The sequence below is a fragment of the Xanthomonas euroxanthea genome (assembly GCF_900476395.1).
Classification (GTDB): Bacteria; Pseudomonadota; Gammaproteobacteria; order Xanthomonadales; family Xanthomonadaceae; genus Xanthomonas; species Xanthomonas euroxanthea.
This window is the reverse complement of record NZ_UIHB01000001.1, coordinates 1,243,879-1,268,786: the sequence shown is the minus strand read 5'-3', so window position 1 is coordinate 1,268,786 and position 24,908 is coordinate 1,243,879. Positions and strand designations below refer to the sequence as shown.

Here is a 24,908-nt window from a genome sequence, read left to right as displayed (position 1 = left end):
TCTAAGGTGTGGAAATGGTAATGGGCTGTTCCCACCAGTCCTCGACGCTGCCGTCGTGGCCGTGCAGGCGCAGTCCCAGCCAATGCGTGCCCGGCGGCAGCGCATGCGTGTCGAAGGTGGCGCTGAAACCGACATTGGGATGCTGCGGGTCGGTGGAGATCTTCCAGTACGGGCGCACATCCAGCAGCGTGCCGTACTCGGCCTGCGCGACCGGACGCCCGTCCAGCAGCAGCTCCACATTCGACAGGCCGACGCCGTCCTTGAACGCCCAGCCACGCACCTGCACCTGCCCGGACACCTGCACGTCCGGCAGCGGCGCATCGATCCAGGCCATCGCCGGGGCGATGCACGGCCCGGGCTGGCGCTGCGCCGGCAGCGCGAACAGCAGGAAGCGCTGGTAGCCGTGATCGGTGGACACCACGGTGGGCGGCGGCAGCGGCCCGACCATCTCGCAGATGGCGTGATAGCGCTTCAGCAGGTCGCGATAACGCTGATCGCTGGGCGAGAGCACCAGCAGCCGCGGCCCGTTGCGCGTGCCGTCGCTGAGCAGCCCCCATTGCAACAACTGCGCGCTGCGCCCGTGCTTGTCGTTCAACTCTGCACGCAGCACCTCGACATTGGCATCGTGCAACTGGAAGCCCAGCTCGGCACCGACCTTGAAATTTTCCGCCAGCACGCGCGTACCCGGCGGCATCTGCGCCAGCCGGGTCTTGACCGCGCGCGCCAGGTCCTGCCACCCGGCGAAGTTGCGCGGATAGTATTTTTCGCCGGCCGCATGCGCGCGAAGCGACGGCACCGACACCGCCAGGTAGTAGCCATACGCCCCCAGGGTGCCGAGCAGCGCGATCACCCAGGCCGCGCGACGCAGCGTATGCGGCCAACGCATCAGGATCACCGGCACCGCAACCAGCAAGGCCAGGTAGCCCGGCAGCGGCCAGTGGAAACTGATCCGCTCGGCATCGCTGAAGAAACCGAGCACGAAGATCGCCACCGTCGAAATCCCGCCCAGCAGGCCGAAATAGCGCCATTGCGCCCGCGAACCACCGCCGGCGCGCGTGCCGGCCAGACCGACCTTGAGCATCGCCCAGGCCAGCGGCGGTGTCACCAGCACCGCCTGTATCAGCAAGAACCACAGCCCGGTGACCTGGAAACGCCACGGATGCCGGTCGACCAGCTGGAAGCGCAGTCCGGCCTCGTCGTGCTCTGTATTCCAGAACAGCAGCGGCAGCCAGCTCACCGCGCCCACCGTCAGCGCCATCCAGATGCGTGGGTCGCGCATGACCGCGCGCCCCTGCGGAATGCACAGCAGCGCGATGCAGCCCACCCCGATCACCCCGGCAAAACGGTAGTGACTGAGCGCGCCGATCACCAGGCCGATGGCGAGCTCGAGCGCACTGGTGGCATCGACCTCGCGCAGCAGCCGCGCGCCGGCATCCATGCACAGCACCGCCGCCAGCGCCATCGGCACATCCGGCACCGCCAGGATGCCCAGCGTGGCCGACAGCGGCATCAGCAAGGTCAGGCTGCCGGCCTGCCAGCCCAGCGTGGAGCCGAACCAGCGCGTGGCGATATGCGCGATCAACCAGGGAATCAGCGCGGAAATGGCCAGAAACGGCAGGCGCAGGGCCAGCAGGTGATGCCCGCCCAGTTCCACGCCCAGCCGCGCCAGCCAGGCCGTCATGCCCGGCAGATCCGAATACGCGGCGGCCAGATGCTGGCCTTCCTGCCAGTAGAACGCCTCGTCGACGAACAGCGGCAGCCGCGCGGCAATCAACAGCTTGACGGCCGTCGCCAGTGTCCACAGGATCACGAAGGTGCGATGTGCGCGTTGGTCCCCCTGCATTGCCCTATGCACTCTTCTTCCACCTACGGAATTGTGATGTCGATACCGCTGCGTTCCACGGAAATGCTAACCGATGCGCTGCGCCAATCGCTGCGGCGCGCACAAGACCAGGTCAATTCGCTGCTGTTGGGCAAGGCGCAGGAAGTGCGTCTGGCGTTCGTGGCGCTGCTGTCCGGCGGCCATCTGCTGATTGAGGATCTGCCCGGCCTGGGCAAGACCACCCTCGCCCACGCGATGGCCTCCAGCCTGGGGCTGGGCTTCCAGCGCGTGCAGTTCACCTCCGACCTGCTGCCGGCAGACGTGCTGGGCGTGTCGGTCTACGACGCCGCCTCACGCCAGTTCCAGTTCCATCCGGGCCCGGTGTTCACCAACGTGCTGCTGGCCGATGAAATCAATCGCGCCCCGCCACGCACGCAAAGCTCGCTGCTGGAGGCCATGGCCGAACAGCAGGTCACGCTCGATGGCGTCACCCATGCGTTGCCGGAGCCGTTCTTCGTGATCGCCACGCAGAACCCGGTCGATCTGTCCGGCACCTTCCCGCTGCCGGATTCGCAACTGGATCGCTTCCTGCTGCGGCTCAGCCTGGGCTACCCCAGCGCCGATGCCGAGCGCGCGCTGCTGTCGGGCGTGGACCGGCGCGAATTGATCGCCCAGGCGGCGCCGCAACTCAGCGACACCGACGTGGTGGCGCTGCGCACGGTGGTGGGCCAGATCCATACCAGCGATGCGCTGATCGGCTATGTGCAGGCCTTGCTGCTGCGCAGCCGCCAGCACGCCGGGGTGCGCGTGGGGCTGTCGCCGCGTGCCGGCATCGCGCTGCTGCGTGCGGCCAAGGCCTATGCGCTGCTGCTCGGGCGTGAGCACGTGCTGCCGGAAGACGTGCAGGCGCTGTTCGTGGCCGTGGCCGGGCACCGGCTGGTGCCGGAGGCCGAATCCTCGTCCGGGCCAGCGCTGGCCAAGGCGCTGCTGCACAGCGTGCCGGTGGACTGATCCCGGTGCGTGCGCACGTGCGCGGCATCGGCCGCCGGCTCAGCCTGCTGGCGCGCCCGCGGGGCGCGGAGGCCTTGCCGATCGTGCTGGACCGGCGGCGCATCTACGTGCTGCCGACGCGCTTCGGGCTGTTCGTCACCGCCTTGCTGCTGGCGATGCTGCTGGGCGCATTGAACTACAACAACAACCCGGCCCTGCTGCTGGCGCTGTTGCTGGCCACCGCCGGGATTGCCAGCAGCATCATGGCGCACCTGCAGCTGTCGGCGCTGCGCATCGAGGCGGTCTCGGCCGAACCGGTGGTCGCCGGCGAGCCGTTGCGCATGCGGGTGTCGCTGGCACGTCGCGACACCCGCGCACGGCGTGGGCTGCGCCTGGATCATCGGGACAGCAGCGGCTTCTGTGCGTTGCTCGCGCACGACATGGCCGAGGTCGACCTGCTGGTGCCCACCGAACGACGCGGCTGGCAGGACATCGAACGCATCCGCCTGTCCAGCACCCAGCCACTGGGGCTGGTGCGCGCCTGGTCGTGGGTGTGGCCGGAAACGCCGCTGCTGGCCTATCCCAAGCCCGAAGAACAGGGGCCGGCATTGCCCGAGGGCGCCGGTTCGCCCAACCAGACCCGCCTGCACCCGCAAGGCGAGGAATTGCACCAGCTGCGCCCGTATCGCGCCGGCGATGCGCCACGCACGATTTCCTGGAAGCACTCGGCGCGCCGCGACAGCCTGCTGGTGCGCGAGTACGAGCAACCCCTGGGCATCGAAGTCACGCTGGACTGGCGCACGCTCAACGCGCTGCCGTACGAGCGCCGCATCGCGCGGCTTGCCCGCTGGGTCAACCTGGCCGAACGCGACGGGCGGCGCTACCGCCTGCTGCTGCCGGGCCAGCCGCCGCTGGGGCCCGCACAAGGCAGCTCCCACCATCACCTGTGTCTGCGCGCCCTGGCCCTGCTTCCCCATGACTGAGCCATCCGTCCCGATCACCCAGGCCAGCCGCGGCTGGGTGCTGGTCACCAGCTGGCTGGCACTGGCGCCGTTGCTGCTGCAGCTGCCTGGCCTGCTCGCCGGCACCATTGCCGTGGCCGCCGTGCTGGTCGGCGTGCTGAGCTGGCGCGCCACCCTGATGGCACCGGTGCGGGTGTTGCTGGTGGTGGCGATGCTGGGCGCGGTGTACTGGCAGATCGGCATGCGCTTCGGCCGCGACACCGGTTGCGCAGTACTGGCGTCGATGCTGGCGATCAAGGCCTCCGAGCTGCGCACCCTGCGCGATGCGCGCAGCCTGCTCGGCTTTGCGTTGTTCGCCCCGTTCGCGGCGTTTCTGCTCGACCAGGGGCCGGCGACGATGGGCTTGGCACTGCTGGCGGTGGTGAGCGCACTGCTGAGCATGCAGCGGCTGGCCGACGAGGAGCACCGCACCGGCACGCCTGCGCTTCGGATGCAATTGCGCAGCATCGGCAAGCTGGTCGCCATCGGCGTGCCGTTGGCCCTGGCCACGTTCTGGCTGCTGCCGCGCCTGAGTTCCCCGCTGTGGGGCGTGCCCGAGCGCGCGCTGTCGCGGCCTGGCCTGTCGGACGACATGTCGCCGGGCGAATGGATCGACCTGATGGCCGACGACAGCCCGGCGCTGCGCGTGCAGTTCACCGGCACGGCGCCACCGCCGCAACAACGCTACTGGCGCGGGCCGGTGATGTGGGACTTCGACGGGCGCACCTGGCAGCGCGCGCGCTGGACCGGCCGCAGCCAACCGGCATCGGTCACTGCCGGGCCGCAGACTTATCGCTATCGCCTGGACTACGAGCCCACCGATCGTCGCCAACTGGTATCGCTGGACCTGCCCACGCAGGCGGTGGCCAATGCCGATCTGTCGCCCGACTACGAACTGTTCGCACGGCGGCCCTTGAGTGCGTTGACCCGTTGGGAGCTGCAGTCGGCACCACCGGCCCGCTTCGACACCGACCTGCCCGACCCGCTGCGCAAGCGCGCCCTCGCGCTGCCGCCGGGTTTCAATCCACGCACGCTCACGCTGGCACGGCAATGGCGCAGCGAGGCCGGCGGCAACGACGATGCCGTGGTGCAGCGGGCGCTGCAGTGGATCACCCGCGAGTTTGCCTACACCCTGGACACGCCGCTGCTCGGCCGCAACAGCGTGGATGAATTCCTGTTCCAGCAGAAAGCCGGTTTCTGCGAGCACTTCAGTTCTTCGTTCGTGGTGCTGATGCGCGCGGCCGGCATTCCGGCGCGCGTGGTCACCGGCTACGCCGGCGGCACCTACAACGGCTTTGGCAATTACTGGGTGGTGCGGCGCATGGATGCGCATGCCTGGACCGAGGTCTGGCTGGCCGGGCGCGGCTGGGTGCGGGTGGACCCCACCGCAGCAGTGGCACCGGAACGCATTTACGACACGCTGGAAGACCGCGTGCAGGTCGGGGCGGGCAACAATTTCGCCCAGCTCGGCATGTGGGCCAGCCTCGGTCAGGTCAGCGACCTGCTGCGCCGGGGCTGGAACGACCTGGTGCTGTCCTTCGATGCGGACCGCCAGCAACGGCTGTTGCAGCCGTTCGGCATCGATCGCCTGGACACCTCGCAACTGGCCGCCATCTTCGGCATCTTCGCGGTCAGCGCACTTGCATGGATGGGCTGGCTGCTGGCGCGCGGCGAGCGTGAGCGCGACCCGCTACTGCGCGCCTGGCATCGCCTGGGCCGCCGCTACGGCAAGCTCGGCCTGGCCCGCGAACCGCACGAACCGGCCATCGCCTGGGCGCAGCGTGTCGCTCGTTCACACCCGAATCCGGCATTGTTGGCGCTCAGCCAACGTTTCGCTGCCGCGCGCTACGCTGGCGCTGATTCGGACAGCGCCTCACTCCTCAAAGATCTGCAGCAGCATCGCCCGCGAACCGGAGCTTCCTCATGAGTACCCGCTTTCTCCTTCCCATTGTCGCCGTGCTCGGGCTCGCCGCCTGTGCCACCGCGCCCAAGCCGCTGCAGGGGCAGTTCCCTACGGTCAGTCCGAGCGATTCCACCGCCAGCGCCCAGGTCGGCACGTCGGTGCGCTGGGGCGGCAAGATCATCCAGACCAAACCCGGCCAGGGCCAGACCTGCTTCGAGCTGATCTCGCGCCCGCTCAATGCCAGCGGCCGCCCGGACCGCAATGCGGTGGACGCCAGCGATGGTCGCTTCCTGGCGTGCCGCGCGGGCTTCTACGATCCGGCCGTGTTCGAGCCGGGCCGCGAAGTGACCTTCATCGGCAAGATCGAAGGGTATGAAACCACCAAGATCGGCGAGTACGACTACAAGCTGCCCAAGGTCAATGCCGACGTGGTCTATCTGTGGCCGGTCGTGCGCGAAGTGGACGTGGTGCCGGCCTACCCGTACGGCCCGTGGGGCGACCCGTGGGGTCCGCGCTGGGGCGGTGGCTGGGGCTGGGGCCGCGGCTGGTGGTAACCGGCTGCTGAGTCAGTGACACGCAAAAACGCCGCTCCCAGGGAGCGGCGTTTTTGCGTGTGCGTCTCGGCTGCTCGAACAGGCCCATGCGCTCGCTCGCGCAAAGAGGTCAGGGCGTGCCGAAACGTCCCAGCGGCGCGCCGGCCAGCAGATGCAGGTGGATATGGAACACGGTCTGGCCGGCATGCTCGCGACAGTTCATCACGATGCGATAGCCGTCCTGCGCCAGTCCCTGCGCGCGGGCATATGACGCTGCGGCAAGTGCGAGCTTGCCCACCAGCACCGCCTGCTCGGGCGGCACATCGTCCAGCGTGGGAATGGCGTACTGTTTGGGAATGAACAGCACATGCACCGGCGCCTGCGGTGCGATGTCCTGAAAGCCCAGCACATCCTCGTCTTCATAGACGATGCTGGCCGGGATTTCGCGACGAATGATCTTGCCGAAGATGGTGTCGGACATGGTGGGAATGGGGAATGGGGAATGGGGAATGGGGAATCGCAAGAGCTTACCGCGTGCGCTACTGTTTTCGCTTTTCCAATTCCCGATTCCCCACTCCCGATTCCCGGCGCTCAAAGCACCTCACTGCGGGTGCCAAAGGCATGCGACAAGGTGCCGCGATCCACGTATTCCAGCTCGCCCCCCAGCGGCATGCCCTGCGCGAGACGACTTGGACGCACCGCATGCTGGCGGGCCAGCTGCGCCAGGTAATGCGCGGTCGCCTCGCCTTCCACGGTGGCATTGGTGGCGATGATCATTTCGGTGACTTCACCGGCGGCCAGACGCTCGCCGAGCCGGTCCAGCCCCAGCTCGCGCGGGCCGATGCCATCCAGCGGCGACAGCCGGCCCTGCAGGATGAAGTACAGCCCGCGGTAGCCGGTGGCGTGTTCGATCGCCAGGCGATCGGCCGGCGATTCCACCACGCACAGCTGCTGCCGGTCGCGACTGCTGCTGGCACAGATCGCGCAGATCTCCGACTCGGTGAAGTCGCGGCATTGCACACAATGGCCGACCTTCTCCACCGCATTGGCCAACGCGGCAGCCAGCCGACGCCCACCCTCGCGCTCGCGTTCGAGCACGTGGTAGGCCATGCGCTGCGCCGATTTCTGGCCCACACCCGGCAACACCCGGAAGGCCTCGATCAGTTGTTCGAGAAGAGAGGACATTGGATTGGGAATCGGGAATCGGGAATCGGGATTGGGGAATCGCAAAAGCCAAAGACAATCTCGCTCTTACGATTCCCGATTCCCCACTCCCGATTCCGCGCCTCTCAGAACGGCAACTTCATGCCCGGCGGCAGCTGCATGCCGGCGGTGGCCGAGCCCATGCGGTCCTTGGACTCGGCATCGATCTTGTTGGAGGCGTCGTTGAAGGCGGCGGCGATCAGGTCCTCGGCCATTTCCTGGTCGGAGAGGATGCTCGGGTCGATGCGGACCTTGCGGCACTCCTTGGCGCCGGTCAGGGTCACGCTGACCATGCCGCCGCCGGCGGTGCCGGTGACTTCCAGCTTGGCCAGTTCTTCCTGGGCGCGCTGCAGGTTTTCCTGCATCTTCTGCGCCTGCTGCATCAATTGGGCAATGTTCCCACGCATGTGTCGTTACTCGTCGTAAGGGCGGATGGAATCGGGGACGACCCGCGCGCCTTGCTGCTGGATCAGCTGCTGCACATTCGGGTCGTTCATGAATGCTGTTTCGGCCGCGCTCTGGCGCTCGCCTTTCTGGCGATTGGCCCGCTCGTGCAGGGTCTCGACATCGGCGTTGCCGGTTTCGATGACGATGCGCGGCGTGTTTCCCAACTCGGGCGCGAGTGCCTGCGCAAGGTTGGCGATGGAACGCTCGGAATTGAGGTATTCGAAGCCCGGCGCCAGCGCCAGACGCAGTACGCCGTCGCGATGGCCGAGGAAGGCGGCATTGGCAGCGAGCTGTCGCGAGGGACCGTTCAGGCCACTGCGGGTAACCAGCTCCAGCCACTGCTCGGCGTCGGCGATGCGGCCGTCGTCGAGCAGGACCGACGGCTCGGTTGCCGGCGCCGGCACGGAGGGCGCAGCTGCCGGTGGCATCTGCAGCACCGGCGCTGCAGATGCAGGAGCCACGGCGGCGGCAGGAACTGCCACGGCAGCGTCGGGCGCGACCGCAGCGGGCAATGCCGTATCGGCTGGCACGGGTGGCGCCATTGCCGCTTCCGGCGCGGGCGCACGCGGCGCTGCGGGGACGGGGGCAGCGTTGGCGCGCACCGGCGCATCGTCCATCGCCCAAGGCGGCGTGTCGTCGCTGCGCGCCGAGGCCGCTGACGCAGATGCATCCGAAGACGCCGCCGGTGCAGGAAGCACGACAACCGGTGCAGGCGCTGCAGCAACCACGGCGGCTGCGGGCGATGGCGTTGCCGGGCGAACCGCTTCTGCCGCGACGGGGGCGGGAGTGACGTCACCCGGCTCGACCTGCCTGGTCACCGCAGCGGACGCAACCGCCGCAGATGGGGCCTGCGTTGCGGCAACCTGCCCACCAGCCGGCACCGGACGTACACCGCCACCGGCATTCGTACCGCGCCCGTCGTCAGCGCCGCCAGCCGGCACCGCGGAAGCGGGACGGAAGGCCAGCATGCGCAGCACCGCCATCTCGAACCCGGCGCGCGGACTCGGCGCCAGATACAGATCGCGGCGGCCGTTGAGCGCCATCTGGTACCACAGCTGCACCACTTCCGGACGCAGCTGCGCGGCATAGGCGGTCGGGTCGATGCCATCGCCGACAAAGGCCACCGACGGCACCAACTGTTGCACCTGGATGCGGTGCAAGGCCTCGGCCAACGCCTCCAGCACGCCGCTCCAGTCGGGCGAGAACTCGGCCAGCGCCGCAACCACCTGCATCAGGCGCGCGCCATCGCCATCGGCCAGCGACTGCAGCATCGCCCCGACCTGGGTGCGATCGACCGTGCCGAGCATGGTGCGCACCACCTCCTCGCGCAGTGCGCCGCCGGCATAGGCGATGGCCTGGTCGAGCAGCGACAGGCCATCGCGCAGCGAGCCGTCGGCGGCCTTGGACAGCTGCACGATCGCCGACGGATCCGACTCGATCTGCTCGGCGGCCAGGATCCGCGTCATCTGGCCCTGGATCTGGTCCTCGTCCAGCCGCTTGAGGTTGAACTGCAGGCAGCGCGACAGCACGGTCACCGGCAGCTTCTGCGGATCGGTGGTGGCCAGCAGGAACTTCACGTGCTCCGGCGGCTCTTCCAGCGTCTTCAGCAGCGCATTGAACGCCGCCTTGGAGAGCATGTGCACTTCGTCGATCAGATAGACCTTGAACTTGCCGCGCGAGGGCATGTACTGCGCGTTCTCGATCACCTCGCGCACATCGTCCACGCCGGTGTTGGACGCGGCGTCGATTTCCAGCAGGTCGATATAGCGGCCGGCGTCGATATCCAGGCAGGCCGGGCACTGGCCGCACGGATCGGCACTGGTGCCGGTCTCGCAGTTCAACGATTTGGCGAAAATGCGCGCAATCGTGGTCTTGCCCACGCCGCGGGTGCCGGTGAACAAGAACGCGTGATGCACCCGCCCACTGTCGAGCGCGTTACTGAGCGCGCGGACCACGTGTTCCTGGCCTACGAGTTCGGCAAAACGCTTCGGGCGCCACTTGCGGGCGAGAACGAGATAAGACATCGGGCAACCAGCTTCCTCTGAACCGATATTGTGCCACGGCGCGTCAAGTGGGTCGTTCAGCGGCCGTCGTGCCCGCCGCCTCCCGGACCGGCGGACCTCCGCAGCAGGGTCGGTGACCGGCCAGACAGCCGCGCTGGCAGCGTCGTGCCGGCCCGGCGGATCACTTACCTTGTTAATGGCGCCCGCGGCGGCTAGAATCCCGCTCCTGCCGACGACCCGGTCGCACGGCAGGTACGGAGAGGTGTCCGAGTGGTTGAAGGAGCACGCCTGGAAAGTGTGTAAGCGTCTAAACCGCGCTTCGGGGGTTCGAATCCCCCTCTCTCCGCCAGTTTCATGATCCTGCAACGCGGTTGCATGGATCCAGGGCCGCGCCAGTGGCCCACGTCTTATGGTGGCCCCGTCGGTCCCTCGCGACGCTAGATCGAAAATCCCGCCAGGGCCGGAAGGCAGCAACGGTATCGATTGATGCGGGCGCCGAGGTCAACCGGCGGGGACACCACCCTAACTCCCTGGGTCCCCGCAGCGCTTGAGTTGCGAGCGTCTACTGCGCCTGCGATTCCGGATGCAGCCAGCCCGCGTCGCCTTCAAGATAATGCTCGTGCTTCCAGATCGGCACGCGCGCCTTGACCTCGTCGATGATGAAGCGGCAGGCATCGAATGCGGCGCCGCGATGCGCCGCGCTGACCCCGACCCACACCGCCATGTCGCCGATGCGCAGCTCGCCCACGCGGTGCACGCAGTAGGCGTTGACGATGGCAAACCGGTGCATCGCCTCGTCGAGCACGCGCTGGCCTTCGGCCTGGGCAAGTGCGGCATAGGCTTCGTAGCGCAGCCCGGCCACGCTGCGGCCTTCATTGTGATTGCGTACCCAGCCTTCGAAACTGGTGAACGCGCCGGCGTGCGGGTGCTCCAGCGCGGCGCGCAAGCTGTCGACCGGCAATGGCACATCGGACAGCGCGAAGAGGGCGGTTGCCTGCTCGCTCATGCTCAACCTCCCGACACTGGCGGAATAAATACGATTTCACTGCCATCGCGCACGCCATCCTCCCAGCGCGCGAATGCGCCATCCACCGCCACGCGCAGCTGCGCCGGCGTCCAGCGCAGGCCGTGACGCGTCTCGAGTTCGGCATACAGCGCGCGCAGGTCCTGCGCTGCCGATTGCACCTGCTCGCTGGCAATGCCCGCCGCCTCACGCAGGCTGGCGAAATACAGCACCGTCACCGTGGCGCTCATTGTCTTGCTCCGATATCGCGCTTGCCGCCGCGTTTGGACACCAACTTGGTCGGGCCGATGCTCATGCTGTGCGACAACGCCTTGCACATGTCATAGACCGTCAAGGCTGCCACGCTGGCACCGGTGAGCGCTTCCATTTCCACGCCGGTGCGATGCACGCAACGCACCGTGCAATGGATGTCCAGCACCTGCTCGCCCTCCCAGTCGATCTCGAAGCGGCACGCGTCGATCGGCAATGGATGGCAGAACGGAATCAACTCGTGGGTGCGCTTGACCGCCATGGTGCCGGCGATCACCGCCGTTTCGACGATGCCGCCCTTGGCGCTGCGCAAGCCATTGGCGCGCAGCTGCGCGGCGACAGCGGCCGGAAAACGCACCCGGCTCTGGGCGGTGGCGCTGCGCGCGGTGACCGCCTTGTCCGAGACATCCACCATCGTGGGCAGTCCGGAAGCGTCCAGGTGGGTCAGGCGTGCGGAACGGGAGTTTGCGGGCATGGGAAACGACACGATGACAGGCGCTCAGGATGCGGCATTCTCGGTGAACGCGGCGCCTCGATGGAACCGCATTCCCTACCCGCCGATCAAAAACATTTCGACCGGCTTGCCGCGCCGTGGGGTCGATGCACGCACTTCGCTGTAGCGATCGCCACGCACGCTCCAGCGCGCGCGCAGATGCTCGGACAGTCCATGCTCGCCCTCGGCCAAGGCCGGCTTGAGGTCATGTCCCTGGCTGGCGAACAGGCAGGTATACAACTGCCCGTCGGCCGACACGCGTGCACGCTGGCAATCGCCGCAGAACGGCACGCTGACCGAACTGACAAAACCCACCTCGCCCGCGCCATCGGCAAATGCATGCCGCTGCGCCACTTCGCCGGTGTAATTGGCATCCAGCGGCACCAGCGGCCAGCGCGCGTGGATACGCGCGTGCAGTTGCGCGGAGGTCACCACCGCATCGGCCGTCCAGCCATTGCAGCTGCCCACATCCATGAACTCGATGAAGCGCAGCACATGGCCGCTGCCACGGAAGTGCTCCACCAGGGGCAGCACCTGATCTTCGTTGACGCCGCGCTGCACCACGCAGTTGATCTTCAGGCGCTGGAAGCCGGCCTGCTCGGCGGCGGCGATGCCGGCCAGCACCTGCGCAATCTCGCCGCGGTTGCCACTCATGCGTCTGAACAGCTCCGGCTCCAGGGCGTCCATGCTCACGGTGATGCGGCGCAACCCGGCCTGGCGCAGCGCCACCGCCTGCCGCGCGAGCAAGGTGCCATTGGTGGTGAGCGCCAGATCCTCGATGCCCTCGATGGTGGTCAGGCGCGCAATCAGGCTGGGCAGATCGCGGCGCAACAGCGGCTCGCCGCCGGTCAGGCGCACCTTTGTGACCCCGACCGCGACGAAGGCACGCACCAGCGTTTCCAGCTGGTCGAAACTCAGGCGCTGCTGCGCATCGAAGCCGTAATCGTCGGGCACGCGATCGGCCGGCATGCAGTAGCCGCAACGGAAGTTGCAGGCCTCGATGACCGACAGGCGCAGATCGCGCAGTGGCCTGCCGTAGCGGTCCTGCATCGGCGCGGCGGTCAGGTTCGGCAACAGCAAGGCCGCCATCAGGGCACCATGGCGGCAGTCGGCTCCGCCAGCGGCAGATGTTGGCCGGGCACGGCCACGCGATGGCCGCGTGCGCGCAGCACGTCGCCGTCGGCGTCGCTGGCGTAGTGGTACAGCAGCATGCGGCTCAACAGGTCCTGCGGGTATTCCCGCTCCAAATCGTCCACCCCAGTATGCGACGGGTTGCCGTGAACGCCGCAGTCATGCGCGATGAGCTCGCTGTCATCGGCGTAGCGGGCCAGGATCTCCGGGATCGGCCGGGTGTCGCCGCTCCAGACCAGGGCCCCTTTCAGTCGCAGCCCGTAGGCGGTCTCCGGCCAATGGTGGCGCGCCGGGAACACCTCCAGCCGCACCCCGTCGTGCCAGAACGCCTCGCCGACCGGTACCAGCTGGAACGCGTCCCAGAAGTTCGCACCGCCCTCGGCCAGCACGTTCGGGTAGTCGGCGATCCGCCGCTGCAGCAACGGCACCACCGGCGCCGGCACGTACAGGCGTGTGCGCCCGCGGCGTCCGGAGAAATAGCTGTCCACGAACAGCCGTTCCAGCCCGCCCACGTGGTCCAGATGCACGTGGGTGATGAACACCGCCTGCGGCAGCTGACCGTAATGGGCCTGATAAGCGGTGAGCCCTTCGCTGCCGCAGTCGATGGTCAGCCACGGCGCGCCGGCGCGCTCGATGGTGGCCATCGGCGAACCAAGCGCGACCGCCGACGCATTGCCGACCCCCTGCACACGCAACGCCCAGTTCATCAGTAGCCCCGGCCCCAGGCCAGTTCGTAAGCGCGATGCAGGCGCTCGTAATCCTTGTCGACCTCTTCGCGGCTGCGGTTGCCGCGCAACTTCAGCAGCGAGCGGTGCAGGCGCTTGAGATTGCGTTCGCGCCAGCGCGTGGCCGGAATCCGCAACACACCACGGTCGAAATCGATCAGCCAGCCATGCCCGCCGGCATCGAACAGGATGTTGTGCGCGTTGAGGTCGGCATGATCCAGGCCGGCGCGATGAAAGCGCGCAATCAGCCGCCCGGTCTCTTCCCATGGCGCACCGCGCCCGGCCACCTGCGCGTGATCGGCAAGCGAACGCACGTTCTCCAGGCGTTCCATCAACAAGGCAGCGCGATAGCTCAGCCCTTCGCGCAGGTAGCAGGCCGCCAACGGACGCGGCACCGGCAACTTGCGCTGGACCAGTTCGCGCATCAGCCGGAACTCGGCAAAGCTGCGCGTGCGTCCCGCTCCCTTCCACAGATAGTGATCGCGACTCACGCGCGCGGCCATGCCGCCGCGCAGGTACTGCCGCAACACGCTACGACCGAACGGCGCATCCACGAACCAGGCCCCACCCCGCCCGCCTTCGTCGACCGGCCGTGCCCTGTCACCCCAGCGTTGCGGCGAAAACAGCCCGGCATCGGCTTGCCGCAGCCGTTCGCGGTCGAACAGAATGGCGCCATAGCCGCGGCCTTCGCGGTACGGCGTCAGCGCTTCAGTGGCGTCGAAAGCAACCATCCATCGAGTCTAACAACACCATGGCTTCTACGCCCGCTTCGTTATGCCTGCTGCGCCTGTCCGCCCTGGGTGACGTCACCCATGTGGTGCCGCTGGTGCGCACCTTGCAGGCGGGATTTCCGGCAAGCCAGCTGCATTGGATCATCGACAAGGCCGGGTTGAAATTGCTCGACGGCCTGCCCGGCGTGCAGTTCCACGCCTACGACAAGCGCACCGGCGTGGCCGGCATGCGCGCGCTACGCCAGTCGCTGGCGCCATTGGGCCGCTTCGATGCGCTGCTGCAGATGCAGGTGGCCTTCCGCGCCAACGTGCTGTCGGCCTTCGTGCCGGCGCAACGACGGATCGGCTATGACCGCAGCCGTTCCAAGGACCTGCACGGCCTGTTCGTCAACGAGCGCATCGCCGACCGCCCCGGCATCCACGTGCTCGACGCCATCGGCAGCTTCGCCCAGCCGCTCGGCCTGACCCAGCGCCAGGTGCGCTGGGATCTGCCGGTTCCCGACGAGGCCCATCACTGGGCACGCGCACAATGGGACGACGACGGCCGCCCGGTACTGATGATTTCGCCGTGCTCCAGCCACGCACGCCGCAACTGGTATCCCGACCGCCATGCCGCGCTGGCCGACCATGCAGCAGCCCAGGGCTGGCGGGTCGTGCTGTGCGGTGGCCGCAGTGAGCTGGAACGCAGCACCGCCGATGCCATCGTCGCGGCCACGCGCGCGCCGGTGCTGGACCTGGTCGGCAAGGACACGCTCAAGCAACTCCCCGCCCTGCTCGCCCGCGCCGATCTGGTAGTCACCCCCGATTCCGGGCCGATGCACATCGCAAACGCGATGGGCACCAAGGTGCTGGGCCTGCATGCGGCCAGCAATCCACTGCGCAGCGGCCCGTATTCGGACGTGCGCTATTGCGTGGACCGGTACGACGCGGCCGCCCGCAAGTACCTGGGCAAGCCGGCCGACCAGCTGAAATGGGGCACCAAGATCGAGTTCGACGAGGTGATGGCACTGATCACCGTGGACGATGCGATCGCCGCATTCGAGCGTTATCGTGGTGATCATCCGCGCTGAAGACCGGCGGCGGATCGTCGCCGGAACGGGGAGTCAATCGCTGCCGGACGGTCCGCGCTGCGGCCCGTTTGCCCGGAACAGCCGGGAAACAACGGCGAAGTCCCGACCCGGCACGCGCGGCAACCAATCATTGCGGTACCCGATGACGTACACCCTGGCGACACGCCAGGGCGCGCGGCTCACGGACCGGCCGCCGTCATGCCTCCGGTCACGCAGGCCTGCGATCAGCGGCCATCAGGCACCGGTGGCGCGATAGTCCTGGTACGACTTCTCTTCCACGTACGACGAACCCAGCGCCAGGTTGATCTCTTTCTTGATGCGCGCGCGCTCGTCGTTTTCGATATAGACGCTGCGCGCCAGCTGCACGAAGCCGTCGTCGAAGCTCTGCGCCTGCTCCTTGAGCCGGATGTCGTCCTCGATCACCCATAGCCGCTCGTTGACGGCCTTGAGCGCGGCGCGCAGACGCACGATGTCGTGGCCGGCGGCCGGATGCGCCATCCAGCTGGTCTCCAGCGCGGACAGCTCGCTGCGCACATTGGCCAGCTTGGCGGGGTCGCGCATGCGCTCGGACTTGATCTGCAGGATCGCGATCTTGTCGAGCAGCTCGCCAAAGGACACGGGTACCAGGATCTCGGACATGACAGGCCTCCAACGGATATCGGGCGATTGTAGCCAGCGCAGCAGCGCGCGGCGGCGACACATAAACAAAAGCCCCCTTGCGGGGGCTGATGCGAATCTGGCGGAGAGGGGGGGATTCGAACCCCCGAGGCGCTATAAACGCCTGCCTGATTTCGAGTCAGGTACATTCAACCGCTCTGCCACCTCTCCAGATGGTCCCCAGTGTCCCGGGGCCGTGCATCATACGGGCACGGGCGCCCGGCCACAAGCGGCCCGGGCCGGCATCGCCGGCACGATCGAGGCTCCGGGCGTGAACCCGCCCTGCGGCATCGGCGATCGGCGTGTTGCTGCTGGCCGGCCGCCCCGCGATGATGGTCACGCACCTCCTCTCTTTGGCGACCCGCCCCCATGCTCGAATTCGGACACCTTACCCATGTCGGCCTGCGCCGTGACCTCAATGAGGACACGTACTACGGCGACAGCGAATTGGGGCTGTGGCTGGTAGCCGACGGCATGGGCGGGCACGCCTGCGGCGAAGTGGCCAGCGCGCTGGCGCGCGAAACCATCGTGCGCGAGGTGCGCGCCGGCACCCCGCTGGCGCAGGCGGTACGCATCGCCGACGAAGAGATCATCAAGACCTCGCGCCGCTGCAACGACACCTTGCCGATGGGCACCACGGTCGTCGCTGCGCGCGTACTCGGCCAGCGCTTCGAAGTGGCCTGGGTCGGCGACAGCCGTGCGTACCTGTGGCGCGACGGGCGGCTGGCGCAACTGAGCCAGGACCATAGCTATGTGCAGGAACTCATCGCCCAGGGCACCCTGACCAGCGAGCAGGCGCGTGCGCATCCGCATCGCAACGTGGTGACCCAGGCCTTGGGCGTCACCGATCCGGTCCACCTCAATGTCGCCACCATGCAGGGCGAACTCAAATCCGGCATGCAGCTGCTGCTGTGCAGCGACGGCCTCACCGAAGAAGTCGACGACGCCGCGATCGCCGCAACCCTGTCGCAGGCCGATTGCAGCGCCCAGGAGTGTGTCGAGTGCCTGGTCGCCGCCGCGCTCGATGGCGGCGGCTCGGACAACATCACCGCGATATTGGTGCGCAGCTACTGAAAACGGCCAACGAAGCGTAGCGAGCGCTGGCAGGCGGTTAGCACGGGAGTTTCGTCGGCCGCACCTTGTGGGATGCAGACAAATGCCTGGTCGGTCGAGGGCTCGACGTCCTCACCGCCTGCGGGCCACGCCGTGAATCTAATCCTAAAAACTCCCCGGCGGCATCCATGCCGCCAAGGGTCCCGGAACCGCCGGGAGCACTACACCAGAGCATGAGTGGGCTGCCTGGTCGAATACCCTGCACACCGACCATCTCGACCGGTCCTTGCCCGCCCACCGTCGCGGGACCTTACGCGGCATGATGCCGCGTAAGAGCCTCCATGGATGGATTCACGGCGTGTCCCGCGATGGTGGGCGGGCAAGGGCCCCTCGGCAAAGCCGCAGATCACCGGCCTGCAGCGAAGAGCAACATCATCCCGCTCCGCACTAGACCAGAGAGACATCAGCTTCGTTGGCAGAGCCAGGCACGGGCATCGAACCCGCGCGGCAGCCATTCCGGGCGCGTACTTCGCGGCCTCGCCGGGCACCAACTGCGCACTGCACTCCCACCACATCGCCCGCCGCGCGACAGCTGGACACCAGTTGCCGAAAGCCGCACTACCCGGCAGCAGCCACCTCTTCGACCGGCGCATCCCACAACGCTCGCCCGGCCTTCTTGCGCAGATACGCCAGGCGCGCCTCGTGCGCCTGCGACTCGGAGGCGGTCACCACCACCCGTGCGCGCGGCAACAGCAGCGCCGGATCGAAGGTGATCATGCCCTCGCCATGCTCGCTGCGCTGGCCGGTATCGGCGCTGGCAAAGCCGATTTCTTCCTGGCCCGAGGTCAGCGCGATATACACATCGGCCAGGATCTGCGCATCGAGCAAGGCGCCATGCAACTGGCGATGCGAGTTGTCCACGCCCAGGCGCTTGCACAAGGCATCCAGCGAATTGCGCTGCCCCGGATAGCGCTCGCGCGCCATCATCAAGGTATCCACCACGGTGGTGCGATCGACGATACGGCCGTAGTTGTCGCCCAGCAGCGACAGCTCGTTGTCCAGAAATCCCAGATCGAACGCGGCGTTGTGGATGATCAGCTCCGCGCCGTCGATGTAGGCCAGGAACTCCTCGACCACATCGGCAAACAGCGGCTTGTCGGCCAGGAACTCCAGGGTCAACCCGGTCACTTCCTGCGCACCGGGTTCGAAGTCGCAATCGGGCTTCAGGTAGCGATGGAAGTTGTTGCCGCTCGGGCGCCGCTCCAGCAGCTCCACCGCACCGATTTCGACGACGCGGTTGCCCTTACGCCATTCCAGGCCGGTGGTTTCGGTATCGAGAATGATCTGACGCATGAATCCTCTTGCTTACTCGGTTGCGCTGCCACCGCGCTGGGCGATGGCCTGATTGCGGGCGAGCACGTCGACGCGCTCGTTGTCCGGGTCGCCATTGTGGCCTTTCACCCAACGCCAATCGATGCGGTGACGTTGCGTGGCCGCATGCAGCCGCTCCCACAGTTCACGGTTCTTGACCGGGTCGCCGCCGGCCGTCTTCCAGCCGCGGCGCACCCAGCCGGCCATCCACTCGGTAATGCCCTGGCGCACGTATTGCGAGTCGGTATGCAGCACGATCTGGCACGGCTCGGTGAGCGTTTCCAGCGCCATGATCGCCGCCATCAATTCCATGCGGTTGTTGGTGGAGGTGGCTTCGCCGCCGGACAGTTCCTTCTCGCGGCCGTTGTAACGCAACAAGGCCGCCCAACCGCCCGGCCCGGGATTGCCGAGGCAGGAGCCGTCGGTATGCACTTCAATGGATTTCATCAGGTTCTGGTGTTTGGAAAGTGGTCGGTAGTCAGATCGTGGCCACGGGCTGCGGCCAGCGCGAGGGCATCGCGATCGGGGTCGGCCCGATCGACGCTGCGGCACGCTTTTCCACTTCGAGCAGATACACCGCGCGCCAGGGTGCGCCATCGATGTCGGCCGCGCCACGCCCGGTGCGCCAGATCGGTCCCAGATAGCGCTCGGTCTGCACGCATTGCAAGCCCGCACGCTGCGCCAGCAACCGCCAGCGATCCGGCCGCAACGCCACCGGACCACGCCGCGCCCAGCGAAAGCGGTACGGGCTCAGCGGATTGAGCGCGAACAGCCATAGCCGCCCGCCCGGCATCAGCAACCGCTCGCATTCGGCCAGGAAGTCCGCCGCGCCGCCCACCACCGCATGCTGCACCACGATGGCCTGCAGGCTTTCGGTCGGCAACGGAAACGGCATGGCGCAACATGCGTCGCCGACAAAGCGGCCAGCGCTGCGAGACAGCCGCAGCCCGCGTCCCTGCAGGACCTCGCGCGGCGGCAACTCGGTAGTCGGCGTCAGCCACAGCCAGGGCTGCGACGGGCGCGTCTGCAGCGCTGCAAGCGCCAATCGGCGCTCCAGCTGGAGCAGGCTGCGCCCTGCACCTGTTTCAAACCAGGATGAGACGCCAGCTTGACGGGAGAATGGCGTGACAGGCATGGTCCCAATTCTATGCGACTGACCGCCCTGCCCGCATTCGACGACAACTACATCTGGGCGCTGGTCGCCACCGATGGCCGCGCGGTCATCGTCGATCCCGGCCAGGCCGAGCCGGTGTTCGCCGCCGCAGAGCGCGAAGGCTTCCGTCCCAGCGCGGTCCTGTTGACCCACCATCATGCCGACCATATCGGCGGCGTGGCAGCGCTGCAGCAGCGTTGGCCGGACCTTGCGCTGTACGGCCCGGCCGACGAACGCATTCCCGCAGACGCCCACCGCGTGGGCCAGGGCGAGCGCTTGAGCCTGCTTGGCACCCATTTCGATGTGCTGGACGTGCCGGGCCATACCCGCAGCCACATCGCCTTCGTCACCGACCGCCATCTGTTCAGCGGTGATACCCTGTTCAGCCTAGGCTGTGGGCGGATGTTCGAAGGTACCGCTCCTCAGATGTTCGACGCGTTACAGCGCCTGGCCTCCCTGCCCGGCGAAACGCTTGTGTGTTGCGGCCACGAATACACGTTGGCCAACGCGACCTTTGCGCTGCACGTCGATCCCACCAACGCTGCCTTGCAGCGCCGTCAACAGGAAGCCCAGGCCATGCGTCAAGCAGCCCGTCCTACCCTGCCGATTTCGCTCAAGAGTGAACTGGCCACCAATCCTTTCCTACGCACCAGCAGTCCTGAAATCCGTGCCGCAGTAGCATCGCGTGCAGCCGGCGCACTTTCCTCTGAAGTTGACGTTTTCGCCGAACTTCGGCGCTGGAAAGACGAATTTCGCGCATGAGGCGCCTGCTTCTGGCAGTGCTGGCCGCATCGGCGGTCATAGCACCTGCAGCCGCATCGTCCAACGACGCAAGCCGCCTCACCACCGCACAGAGCTCGATCACCCAGACCGTCGCACCCGAGGTGCGCAATGGCAGGGAGATCTTTTCCTCGTTTCTGGACGGCCGCGCCGACCCTGGCTGCGACAGCGCGCATAGCGATACGCGCTGGGAACAACACTTCTCGCGTGCACCGGCCCGTCTGGCCGACGACGCGCAGGACGTGTTGCCGCTGTTCGGCTACGTGGTCGATGAACTGCGCGAAGCAGACATGCCGACCGAATTTGCGCTGATTCCATTCGTCGAAAGCGGTTATCGCCCGGGAGCGCGCAACGGCAGCGGCCCCGCCGGCCTCTGGCAGTTCATCGCCACCACTGCCCGCAACCACCATGTCCCGGTCGGCGCGCAGTACGACGGTCGCCTCTCGGCAGTGGATTCCACCACGGCGGCGGTGCGCTATCTCAAGACGCTGTATGGCATGTTCGGTGGCGATTGGCGCCTGGCCCTGATGGCCTACAACGCCGGCGAGTATCGCGTGCTGCAGGCCATGCGCAGTGCCGGCATGAACGCGCAGAATGCCCGCCCGTCCGAGTTGCCCGGCATGTCCAAGGTCACCTACGAGTATGTGGAAAAGCTGCACGCACTCGCCTGTGTGCTCGACCATGCACAGCAGCAAGGCAATCTGCTGAGCTCGCTCGACCGTCCGGTGCCGGTACTCACCGAACACGCGTTGCCGGCCGGCACCAGCCTCAACGCCTTTGCGGGACAACGTGCCATCGAGCCGCAACTGCTGGCCCGCCTGAATCCGGCGCTGGCCAGCGCGCGCGCCGCACCGCGCGGCGTGCACGTGCTCGCCCCGATCGCACCCGCACAGCCGGGCGCGACAGGCACTGTGGTCGCATCCGCCGAAACGGACAGCCTTGCGGACCACAGCGCTGACGCTCCCACGGTCGTTGCCACCGCAGCGACGAAGGCATCCAGGCCGCAAGCGCGCACCACGCATACGGTGCGCAATGGCGAATCCGCCTGGGCCATCGCGCGTCGCTACGGCGTCACCGTCACCACCCTGCTCACCAGCAATGGCCTGGACAAGCGCGCCGTGCTGAAGCCCGGCATGGTGTTGTCGTTCGACGACGCACGCTGACGCGGCCGGCCTGCCTCCCGCGCCGCTGACGGCTACCGCCCCAGCGATGCCCGCTTGATTCGACATTGCGCACGCGGAAGACCCATGCCGCGCTGCCCGGACGGAGGCCGGATGCGAACCGAGCCTCTGACACTTGCCCGTCGCTTGCATGGCTGCAGCGACGCCTGGCGGATAGAAAACCCGGACGGGATCGAGAGCGGGCATGCTCGCGGTCGACCGCTCCGTCATCGCCGCAAGCCCAGATAGCCGTTGATTGCGCGCCTGCAGTGCCAGTTACCAACCCCACGCAGGTAGTCTTCCGCCACGGCGCCAACTGCGCAAACCGACCCCCGGCACTTCCTGGTCTGGCAGATCAGCACACTGAATCACGCACGTCGTCGCGGCTGCCACCCGCAGCCAGCGCGCACGTCTGGCAGACATGCAGCCAACCGGTAACGCTGCGCAGAACCTGCGCTCGGTTGCAGCCATGCGCCCGCCACCCCGCTCCATGCGCCCCCGGGCTCGCAGTCACGCCGGCAGCCGGATGACGCAGCACCCCGCATGGAAAGCGGGCGGCGGCACGCGGCACCGGCCAAAGAAAAAGCCCGGTCACCCGGGCTCTTTCTCCTCCAGTCCAAGAGCAGCTGTTACAGCTGCGCCTCTTCGATCTGAATCTTGTAGCGCTTGCGCATTTCCTTGACGTAGGCCTGCGCCGCGTTGTTGCCGTCGATCTGGCTCAGCTGCTCGCGCAGCATGGTCTGCTGCTCGGCCGGCATCTGCTTCAGATCGCCCGGAGTCGCCTTGCTGATGACGAAGACCGCAAAGCGCCCGCCATCCAGTTCCACCTTGCCCACCGACGGCTTGCCTTCGCTCGGACGCGGCGCGCTGAAGATTGCGCGGTTTGCCGCCGGCGTCGGAATCGGCGCAGTGCGCGGCAAGCCCGGGATCGGCTGCACCTGCAACTTTTCGCTCGCGGCCAGCGCCTGCAGGGTCTCGCCTTTCTGCACCCGTGCCAGCAAGGCATCGGCAGCCGCCGCGGCCGCCTTTTCGGTGCGGTCCGCATGGACCGCCGCGATCACCTTGTCGCGCACCTTGTCCAGCGGCAAGGCCGCCTCGGCGGTGTGGTTGGTCACGCGCAACACCACGCTGTGGTTCGGCGCGATGGTGATCGGATCACTCACCGTGCCGTCCTGTACCAGTGTCTCGGAAAATGCCGCGCGCAGCACCGCCGGGTTGGCCGCGATACCACTGGCATCGGCGCGCGAGAACGGGCCCAGCGTCTGCACCGGCAGACCGACCTGCTTGGCTGCAGGCTCCAGCGCGGTGGGATTCTTGTAGACCTGATCCACCAGCTTGCCGCTCACATCCGCAAACGCCTTGTCGGCATCGGCCTTGAGCTGCTCGGCGGCGAGCTGGTCGCGCACCTGCTCGAACGACTTGCCCTGGCCGCCCTTGACCTCGCGCAGCTGGATCACGTGGTAGCCGAACTCGCTCTTGATCGGGCCGACCACCTCGCCAGCCTTCATCGCGAACAAGGCATCTTCGAACGGCTTGACCATCGTGCCCTTCTCGACCCATCCCAGGTCGCCACCGGCACCCTTGGAACCGGGGTCCTGCGAATTGGCCTTGGCCAACGCGGCGAAATCGGCACCCGGCTGCTTGGCTTGTGCGGCCAACTTGGCCGCCTTGTCCTCAGCGGCCTTCTGCGCGGCGGGATCGCTACCGGCGCTGATCAGGATGTGCGATGCCAGACGCTGATCCGGCTCCACAAAGCGTGCCTTCTCTTCGTCGTAGCGCTTGCGCAGCGTCGCCTCGTCGGCGGCGGTTGCCGGCGGCAACTTGGCGGCATCGAGCTCGACATACTCGATCGTCACCGTCTCCGGCTGACGGAAATCCTGGGTATGCCCGTCGTACCACTGCTTGATCTGCGCATCGCTGACCGGGGCGGTATCGGCGGCCGGCGGCGGCAGCATCGCCAGTTGCACGTCACGCGTTTCGCCCATGAGCCTGAGCAGGCGCTCGAACTCGGCCTTGGTCGCAAAGCCCGACTCGGCAATCGCCTGCGGAATCACCGACTGCTGCAAGCTGTCGCGCACCAGTGCGTCGAACTGCGCCGGCGTGCGCGGCGGCGTGCCTTGCGCAAGGGCCGCGCGGTACTGGTCGGGGCTGAACTTGCCATCGACCTGGAACGCCTGAATGCCGGCGATGTAATCGCGTACCGTCGCATCGCCGATCACGATGCCGGCATCTTCGGCGCCCAGACGCACGACTTGCTCGTCGACCAGCTGGTCGAGCACCTGCAACTTGTTCTCGCGGGATTCGAACGTGCGCGGATCGAATTTCTCGCCCTGGCGCTGCCGCTCCTGCATGCGCGTCTGCTCGAAGCGTGCGCGGAAATCCTGCGTACTGATTTCATGGTGCTGCCACAGCAGCGACACCGGCCACCAGGACGGTGCCGATTTCCACCATGTCGGTGGTGCCTGTACCTTGGCCACGTTATTGGCGCCAATGCCGCCGAGGTAGCTGTTGTCGATGACGAACAGGAACGGAATCATCAGCAACCCCAGGATGGCGGTAGCGATCCAGCCTGACGTCTTGTCGCGAAGTTTCTGCAGCATTGGCAAATCACGGCCTGTGGGCGAGCCGCGCAGTGTAACGCGCCTGACGCCGGGCACCCAGCCCAACCCCGCACTGCACCGGGTTCGGCATGGCTTTCGATGCGTAATGACCGCCATGGCCGCAAAAAAAAGCCCCCGGCATGACGCCGGGGGCCTTGTATAACTGGCGGAGCGGACGGGACTCGAACCCGCGACCTCCGGCGTGACAGGCCAGCATTCTAACCAGCTGAACTACCGCTCCGCTTTAAACTTGGACTTCTGCTTCTTCACCGCAACCGCATTGCGAATGCGGTGAAGAAGACGAAGCCCCCAATCGCTCAGGGGCTTCGGTATAACTGGCGGAGCGGACGGGACTCGAACCCGCGACCTCCGGCGTGACAGGCCAGCATTCTAACCAGCTGAACTACCGCTCCGCGCTTGAAACAATTGCCTGGTGCTTAATGGTGGGTGCTGAGGGTTTCGAACCCCCGACCCTCTCCGTGTAAGGGAGACGCTCTACCGCTGAGCTAAGCACCCTAGCGAGTCGATTAGTTTACTGCATCCTTCAGGGCTTTGCCAGCCTTGAACGCAGGATTCTTCGAAGCAGCGATCTTGATGCTGTCGCCGGTCTTCGGATTGCGGCCGGTACGCTCAGCGCGCGCGCGGACCTGGAAGGTGCCAAAGCCAACGAGGGTGACGGCATCGCCCTTCTTCAGCGCCTTGGTGATTTCGCTCACAACCGCGTCAACAGCACGGCCGGCCTCAGCCTTGGAGATGTCAGCGGCAGCGGCAACGCCATCGATCAATTCGGTTTTATTCATTCTTGAAAC

General features: G+C 67.1%; 25 protein-coding genes, 5 tRNA genes and 1 other RNA gene. 10 read left to right on the top strand and 21 right to left on the bottom strand.

The genetic code is table 11. The features are described from left to right. Position 1: 1 nt before the first annotated feature. Entirely contained in the window at positions 2-1,843 is a 1,842-nt protein-coding gene (locus CPBF1521_RS05645; RefSeq protein WP_181901100.1) for a glycosyltransferase family 39 protein, read from the bottom strand. A gap of 36 nt (positions 1,844-1,879) precedes the next feature. On the opposite strand from CPBF1521_RS05645, the gene CPBF1521_RS05640 reads away from it, so the two are divergent. From CPBF1521_RS05640 to CPBF1521_RS05625, 4 genes are read left to right on the top strand one after another with little or no spacing between them, the layout of a single operon-like run. Further along, positions 1,880-2,833, top strand: a complete 954-nt coding sequence (locus CPBF1521_RS05640) for an AAA family ATPase (RefSeq protein WP_115047984.1) — start codon at positions 1,880-1,882, stop codon at positions 2,831-2,833. 5 nt (positions 2,834-2,838) lie between these two features. Continuing rightward, positions 2,839-3,795: a DUF58 domain-containing protein gene (locus CPBF1521_RS05635; protein ID WP_115676289.1), complete on the top strand. Its 957-nt coding sequence runs from the start codon at positions 2,839-2,841 to the stop codon at positions 3,793-3,795. Then, positions 3,788-5,740: a transglutaminase TgpA family protein gene (locus CPBF1521_RS05630; protein ID WP_115676288.1), complete on the top strand. Its 1,953-nt coding sequence runs from the start codon at positions 3,788-3,790 to the stop codon at positions 5,738-5,740. Before CPBF1521_RS05635 ends, CPBF1521_RS05630 begins: the two co-directional genes overlap by 8 nt. Next, positions 5,737-6,270, top strand: a complete 534-nt coding sequence (locus CPBF1521_RS05625; protein WP_115676287.1) for a Slp family lipoprotein — start codon at positions 5,737-5,739, stop codon at positions 6,268-6,270. The genes CPBF1521_RS05630 and CPBF1521_RS05625 overlap by 4 nt, the downstream gene beginning before the upstream one ends. Before the next feature lie 109 nt (positions 6,271-6,379). On the opposite strand, the gene CPBF1521_RS05620 is transcribed toward CPBF1521_RS05625, so the two are convergent. From CPBF1521_RS05620 to dnaX, 4 genes are all read right to left on the bottom strand, one after another. Next, positions 6,380-6,730, bottom strand: a complete 351-nt coding sequence (locus CPBF1521_RS05620; protein WP_115676286.1) for a histidine triad nucleotide-binding protein — start codon at positions 6,728-6,730, stop codon at positions 6,380-6,382. A gap of 110 nt (positions 6,731-6,840) precedes the next feature. Next, complete coding sequence (gene recR / locus CPBF1521_RS05615; protein WP_047130396.1) at positions 6,841-7,434, bottom strand: recombination mediator RecR; 594 nt, start codon at positions 7,432-7,434, stop codon at positions 6,841-6,843. Between the two features lie 104 nt (positions 7,435-7,538). Beyond that, positions 7,539-7,859: a YbaB/EbfC family nucleoid-associated protein gene (locus tag CPBF1521_RS05605; RefSeq protein ID WP_005913896.1), complete on the bottom strand. Its 321-nt coding sequence runs from the start codon at positions 7,857-7,859 to the stop codon at positions 7,539-7,541. A gap of 6 nt (positions 7,860-7,865) precedes the next feature. Then, a complete protein-coding gene (gene dnaX, locus CPBF1521_RS05600; RefSeq protein ID WP_115676285.1) occupies positions 7,866-9,923 on the bottom strand; it encodes a DNA polymerase III subunit gamma/tau in 2,058 nt (685 codons plus the stop codon). A 235-nt stretch (positions 9,924-10,158) separates the two neighbouring features. On the opposite strand from dnaX, the gene CPBF1521_RS05595 reads away from it, so the two are divergent. Together CPBF1521_RS05595 and ffs are read left to right on the top strand one after the other, a co-directional pair. Beyond that, a tRNA-Ser gene (locus CPBF1521_RS05595) sits at positions 10,159-10,251 on the top strand. Positions 10,252-10,320: 69 nt separating this feature from the next. Further along, an RNA gene (gene ffs / locus CPBF1521_RS05590) (signal recognition particle sRNA small type) lies at positions 10,321-10,417 on the top strand. Between the two features lie 47 nt (positions 10,418-10,464). Here the strand turns inward: ffs and CPBF1521_RS05585 are convergent. The 6 genes from CPBF1521_RS05585 to CPBF1521_RS05560 all read right to left on the bottom strand — a co-directional run bounded on the left by CPBF1521_RS05585 (position 10,465) and on the right by CPBF1521_RS05560 (position 14,255). After that, complete coding sequence (locus CPBF1521_RS05585) at positions 10,465-10,914, bottom strand: molybdenum cofactor biosynthesis protein MoaE (protein WP_104649533.1); 450 nt, start codon at positions 10,912-10,914, stop codon at positions 10,465-10,467. Continuing rightward, complete coding sequence (locus CPBF1521_RS05580; protein ID WP_104582320.1) at positions 10,911-11,156, bottom strand: MoaD/ThiS family protein; 246 nt, start codon at positions 11,154-11,156, stop codon at positions 10,911-10,913. The genes CPBF1521_RS05585 and CPBF1521_RS05580 overlap by 4 nt, the downstream gene beginning before the upstream one ends. Beyond that, positions 11,153-11,650, bottom strand: a complete 498-nt coding sequence (gene moaC, locus CPBF1521_RS05575) for a cyclic pyranopterin monophosphate synthase MoaC (protein WP_104582319.1) — start codon at positions 11,648-11,650, stop codon at positions 11,153-11,155. Before moaC ends, CPBF1521_RS05580 begins: the two co-directional genes overlap by 4 nt. Before the next feature lie 75 nt (positions 11,651-11,725). Continuing rightward, on the bottom strand, positions 11,726-12,757 hold the full coding sequence (gene moaA / locus CPBF1521_RS05570; protein ID WP_115676283.1) for a GTP 3',8-cyclase MoaA: 1,032 nt from the start codon (positions 12,755-12,757) through the stop codon (positions 11,726-11,728). Next, a complete protein-coding gene (locus tag CPBF1521_RS05565; protein ID WP_115676282.1) occupies positions 12,757-13,506 on the bottom strand; it encodes an MBL fold metallo-hydrolase in 750 nt (249 codons plus the stop codon). Before CPBF1521_RS05565 ends, moaA begins: the two co-directional genes overlap by 1 nt. After that, positions 13,506-14,255, bottom strand: coding sequence for a 3-deoxy-D-manno-octulosonic acid kinase (locus CPBF1521_RS05560; protein WP_115676281.1), 750 nt, complete (start codon positions 14,253-14,255; stop codon positions 13,506-13,508). The genes CPBF1521_RS05565 and CPBF1521_RS05560 overlap by 1 nt, the downstream gene beginning before the upstream one ends. A gap of 20 nt (positions 14,256-14,275) precedes the next feature. Here CPBF1521_RS05560 and CPBF1521_RS05555 point away from each other — a divergent pair, with 20 nt between their 5' ends. Next, complete coding sequence (locus CPBF1521_RS05555) at positions 14,276-15,325, top strand: glycosyltransferase family 9 protein (protein WP_104649529.1); 1,050 nt, start codon at positions 14,276-14,278, stop codon at positions 15,323-15,325. 234 nt (positions 15,326-15,559) lie between these two features. Here the strand turns inward: CPBF1521_RS05555 and CPBF1521_RS05550 are convergent, their stop codons facing one another. Both CPBF1521_RS05550 and CPBF1521_RS05545 read right to left on the bottom strand, forming a co-directional pair. After that, entirely contained in the window at positions 15,560-15,964 is a 405-nt protein-coding gene (locus CPBF1521_RS05550; protein WP_104582314.1) for a DUF6165 family protein, read from the bottom strand. 98 nt (positions 15,965-16,062) lie between these two features. Continuing rightward, positions 16,063-16,153, bottom strand: a tRNA-Ser gene (locus CPBF1521_RS05545). Between the two features lie 198 nt (positions 16,154-16,351). On the opposite strand from CPBF1521_RS05545, the gene CPBF1521_RS05540 reads away from it, so the two are divergent. Beyond that, positions 16,352-17,056, top strand: coding sequence for a PP2C family protein-serine/threonine phosphatase (locus CPBF1521_RS05540; RefSeq protein WP_024938430.1), 705 nt, complete (start codon positions 16,352-16,354; stop codon positions 17,054-17,056). A gap of 597 nt (positions 17,057-17,653) precedes the next feature. On the opposite strand, the gene dnaQ is transcribed toward CPBF1521_RS05540, so the two are convergent. Genes dnaQ through CPBF1521_RS05525 form a run of 3 tightly spaced genes read right to left on the bottom strand, consistent with a single transcriptional unit; the run spans position 17,654 to position 19,541 of the window. Continuing rightward, positions 17,654-18,388, bottom strand: a complete 735-nt coding sequence (dnaQ, locus tag CPBF1521_RS05535; protein ID WP_104649526.1) for a DNA polymerase III subunit epsilon — start codon at positions 18,386-18,388, stop codon at positions 17,654-17,656. A 12-nt stretch (positions 18,389-18,400) separates the two neighbouring features. After that, on the bottom strand, positions 18,401-18,853 hold the full coding sequence (gene rnhA, locus CPBF1521_RS05530) for a ribonuclease HI (protein ID WP_115676280.1): 453 nt from the start codon (positions 18,851-18,853) through the stop codon (positions 18,401-18,403). A gap of 31 nt (positions 18,854-18,884) precedes the next feature. After that, positions 18,885-19,541: a hypothetical protein gene (locus tag CPBF1521_RS05525; RefSeq protein WP_104582311.1), complete on the bottom strand. Its 657-nt coding sequence runs from the start codon at positions 19,539-19,541 to the stop codon at positions 18,885-18,887. Between the two features lie 12 nt (positions 19,542-19,553). On the opposite strand from CPBF1521_RS05525, the gene gloB reads away from it, so the two are divergent. Continuing rightward, positions 19,554-20,321 carry a hydroxyacylglutathione hydrolase gene (gene gloB / locus CPBF1521_RS05520; protein ID WP_115676279.1) on the top strand — a complete coding sequence of 256 codons (768 nt, stop codon included), beginning with the start codon at positions 19,554-19,556 and terminating at the stop codon, positions 20,319-20,321. Further along, positions 20,318-21,502 (top strand): lytic transglycosylase domain-containing protein, encoded by a 1,185-nt coding sequence (locus CPBF1521_RS05515; protein WP_115676278.1) that lies wholly within the window; start codon positions 20,318-20,320, stop codon positions 21,500-21,502. Before gloB ends, CPBF1521_RS05515 begins: the two co-directional genes overlap by 4 nt. Before the next feature lie 626 nt (positions 21,503-22,128). Here CPBF1521_RS05515 and CPBF1521_RS05510 read toward each other — a convergent pair. The 5 genes from CPBF1521_RS05510 to CPBF1521_RS05490 all read right to left on the bottom strand — a co-directional run bounded on the left by CPBF1521_RS05510 (position 22,129) and on the right by CPBF1521_RS05490 (position 24,899). Further along, entirely contained in the window at positions 22,129-24,099 is a 1,971-nt protein-coding gene (locus CPBF1521_RS05510; protein ID WP_115676277.1) for a peptidyl-prolyl cis-trans isomerase, read from the bottom strand. A gap of 164 nt (positions 24,100-24,263) precedes the next feature. Further along, positions 24,264-24,340: transfer RNA gene (locus CPBF1521_RS05505), tRNA-Asp, on the bottom strand. A 95-nt stretch (positions 24,341-24,435) separates the two neighbouring features. Then, positions 24,436-24,512 (bottom strand) — tRNA-Asp (locus tag CPBF1521_RS05500). Positions 24,513-24,540: 28 nt separating this feature from the next. Beyond that, positions 24,541-24,615 (bottom strand) — tRNA-Val (locus CPBF1521_RS05495). An 11-nt stretch (positions 24,616-24,626) separates the two neighbouring features. Next, on the bottom strand, positions 24,627-24,899 hold the full coding sequence (locus tag CPBF1521_RS05490; protein WP_024938423.1) for an HU family DNA-binding protein: 273 nt from the start codon (positions 24,897-24,899) through the stop codon (positions 24,627-24,629). Positions 24,900-24,908: the final 9 nt, after the last annotated feature.

Excerpts from the sequence above, each read along its gene's own strand:
- CPBF1521_RS05645 (WP_181901100.1), bottom strand. The coding sequence starts at position 1,843 with ATGCAGGGGGACCAACGCGCACATCGCACCTTCGTGATCCTGTGGACA.
- CPBF1521_RS05640 (WP_115047984.1), top strand. The coding sequence starts at position 1,880 with ATGTCGATACCGCTGCGTTCCACGGAAATGCTAACCGATGCGCTGCGC.
- CPBF1521_RS05630 (WP_115676288.1), top strand. The coding sequence starts at position 3,788 with ATGACTGAGCCATCCGTCCCGATCACCCAGGCCAGCCGCGGCTGGGTG.
- CPBF1521_RS05625 (WP_115676287.1), top strand. The coding sequence starts at position 5,737 with ATGAGTACCCGCTTTCTCCTTCCCATTGTCGCCGTGCTCGGGCTCGCC.
- CPBF1521_RS05620 (WP_115676286.1), bottom strand. The coding sequence starts at position 6,730 with ATGTCCGACACCATCTTCGGCAAGATCATTCGTCGCGAAATCCCGGCC.
- recR (WP_047130396.1), bottom strand. The coding sequence starts at position 7,434 with ATGTCCTCTCTTCTCGAACAACTGATCGAGGCCTTCCGGGTGTTGCCG.
- CPBF1521_RS05605 (WP_005913896.1), bottom strand. The coding sequence starts at position 7,859 with ATGCGTGGGAACATTGCCCAATTGATGCAGCAGGCGCAGAAGATGCAG.
- dnaX (WP_115676285.1), bottom strand. The coding sequence starts at position 9,923 with ATGTCTTATCTCGTTCTCGCCCGCAAGTGGCGCCCGAAGCGTTTTGCC.
- CPBF1521_RS05580 (WP_104582320.1), bottom strand. The coding sequence starts at position 11,156 with ATGAGCGCCACGGTGACGGTGCTGTATTTCGCCAGCCTGCGTGAGGCG.
- moaC (WP_104582319.1), bottom strand. The coding sequence starts at position 11,650 with ATGCCCGCAAACTCCCGTTCCGCACGCCTGACCCACCTGGACGCTTCC.
- moaA (WP_115676283.1), bottom strand. The coding sequence starts at position 12,757 with ATGGCGGCCTTGCTGTTGCCGAACCTGACCGCCGCGCCGATGCAGGAC.
- CPBF1521_RS05565 (WP_115676282.1), bottom strand. The coding sequence starts at position 13,506 with ATGAACTGGGCGTTGCGTGTGCAGGGGGTCGGCAATGCGTCGGCGGTC.
- CPBF1521_RS05560 (WP_115676281.1), bottom strand. The coding sequence starts at position 14,255 with ATGGTTGCTTTCGACGCCACTGAAGCGCTGACGCCGTACCGCGAAGGC.
- CPBF1521_RS05555 (WP_104649529.1), top strand. The coding sequence starts at position 14,276 with ATGGCTTCTACGCCCGCTTCGTTATGCCTGCTGCGCCTGTCCGCCCTG.
- CPBF1521_RS05550 (WP_104582314.1), bottom strand. The coding sequence starts at position 15,964 with ATGTCCGAGATCCTGGTACCCGTGTCCTTTGGCGAGCTGCTCGACAAG.
- CPBF1521_RS05540 (WP_024938430.1), top strand. The coding sequence starts at position 16,352 with ATGCTCGAATTCGGACACCTTACCCATGTCGGCCTGCGCCGTGACCTC.
- dnaQ (WP_104649526.1), bottom strand. The coding sequence starts at position 18,388 with ATGCGTCAGATCATTCTCGATACCGAAACCACCGGCCTGGAATGGCGT.
- rnhA (WP_115676280.1), bottom strand. The coding sequence starts at position 18,853 with ATGAAATCCATTGAAGTGCATACCGACGGCTCCTGCCTCGGCAATCCC.
- CPBF1521_RS05525 (WP_104582311.1), bottom strand. The coding sequence starts at position 19,541 with ATGCCTGTCACGCCATTCTCCCGTCAAGCTGGCGTCTCATCCTGGTTT.
- gloB (WP_115676279.1), top strand. The coding sequence starts at position 19,554 with ATGCGACTGACCGCCCTGCCCGCATTCGACGACAACTACATCTGGGCG.
- CPBF1521_RS05515 (WP_115676278.1), top strand. The coding sequence starts at position 20,318 with ATGAGGCGCCTGCTTCTGGCAGTGCTGGCCGCATCGGCGGTCATAGCA.
- CPBF1521_RS05510 (WP_115676277.1), bottom strand. The coding sequence starts at position 24,099 with ATGCTGCAGAAACTTCGCGACAAGACGTCAGGCTGGATCGCTACCGCC.
- CPBF1521_RS05490 (WP_024938423.1), bottom strand. The coding sequence starts at position 24,899 with ATGAATAAAACCGAATTGATCGATGGCGTTGCCGCTGCCGCTGACATC.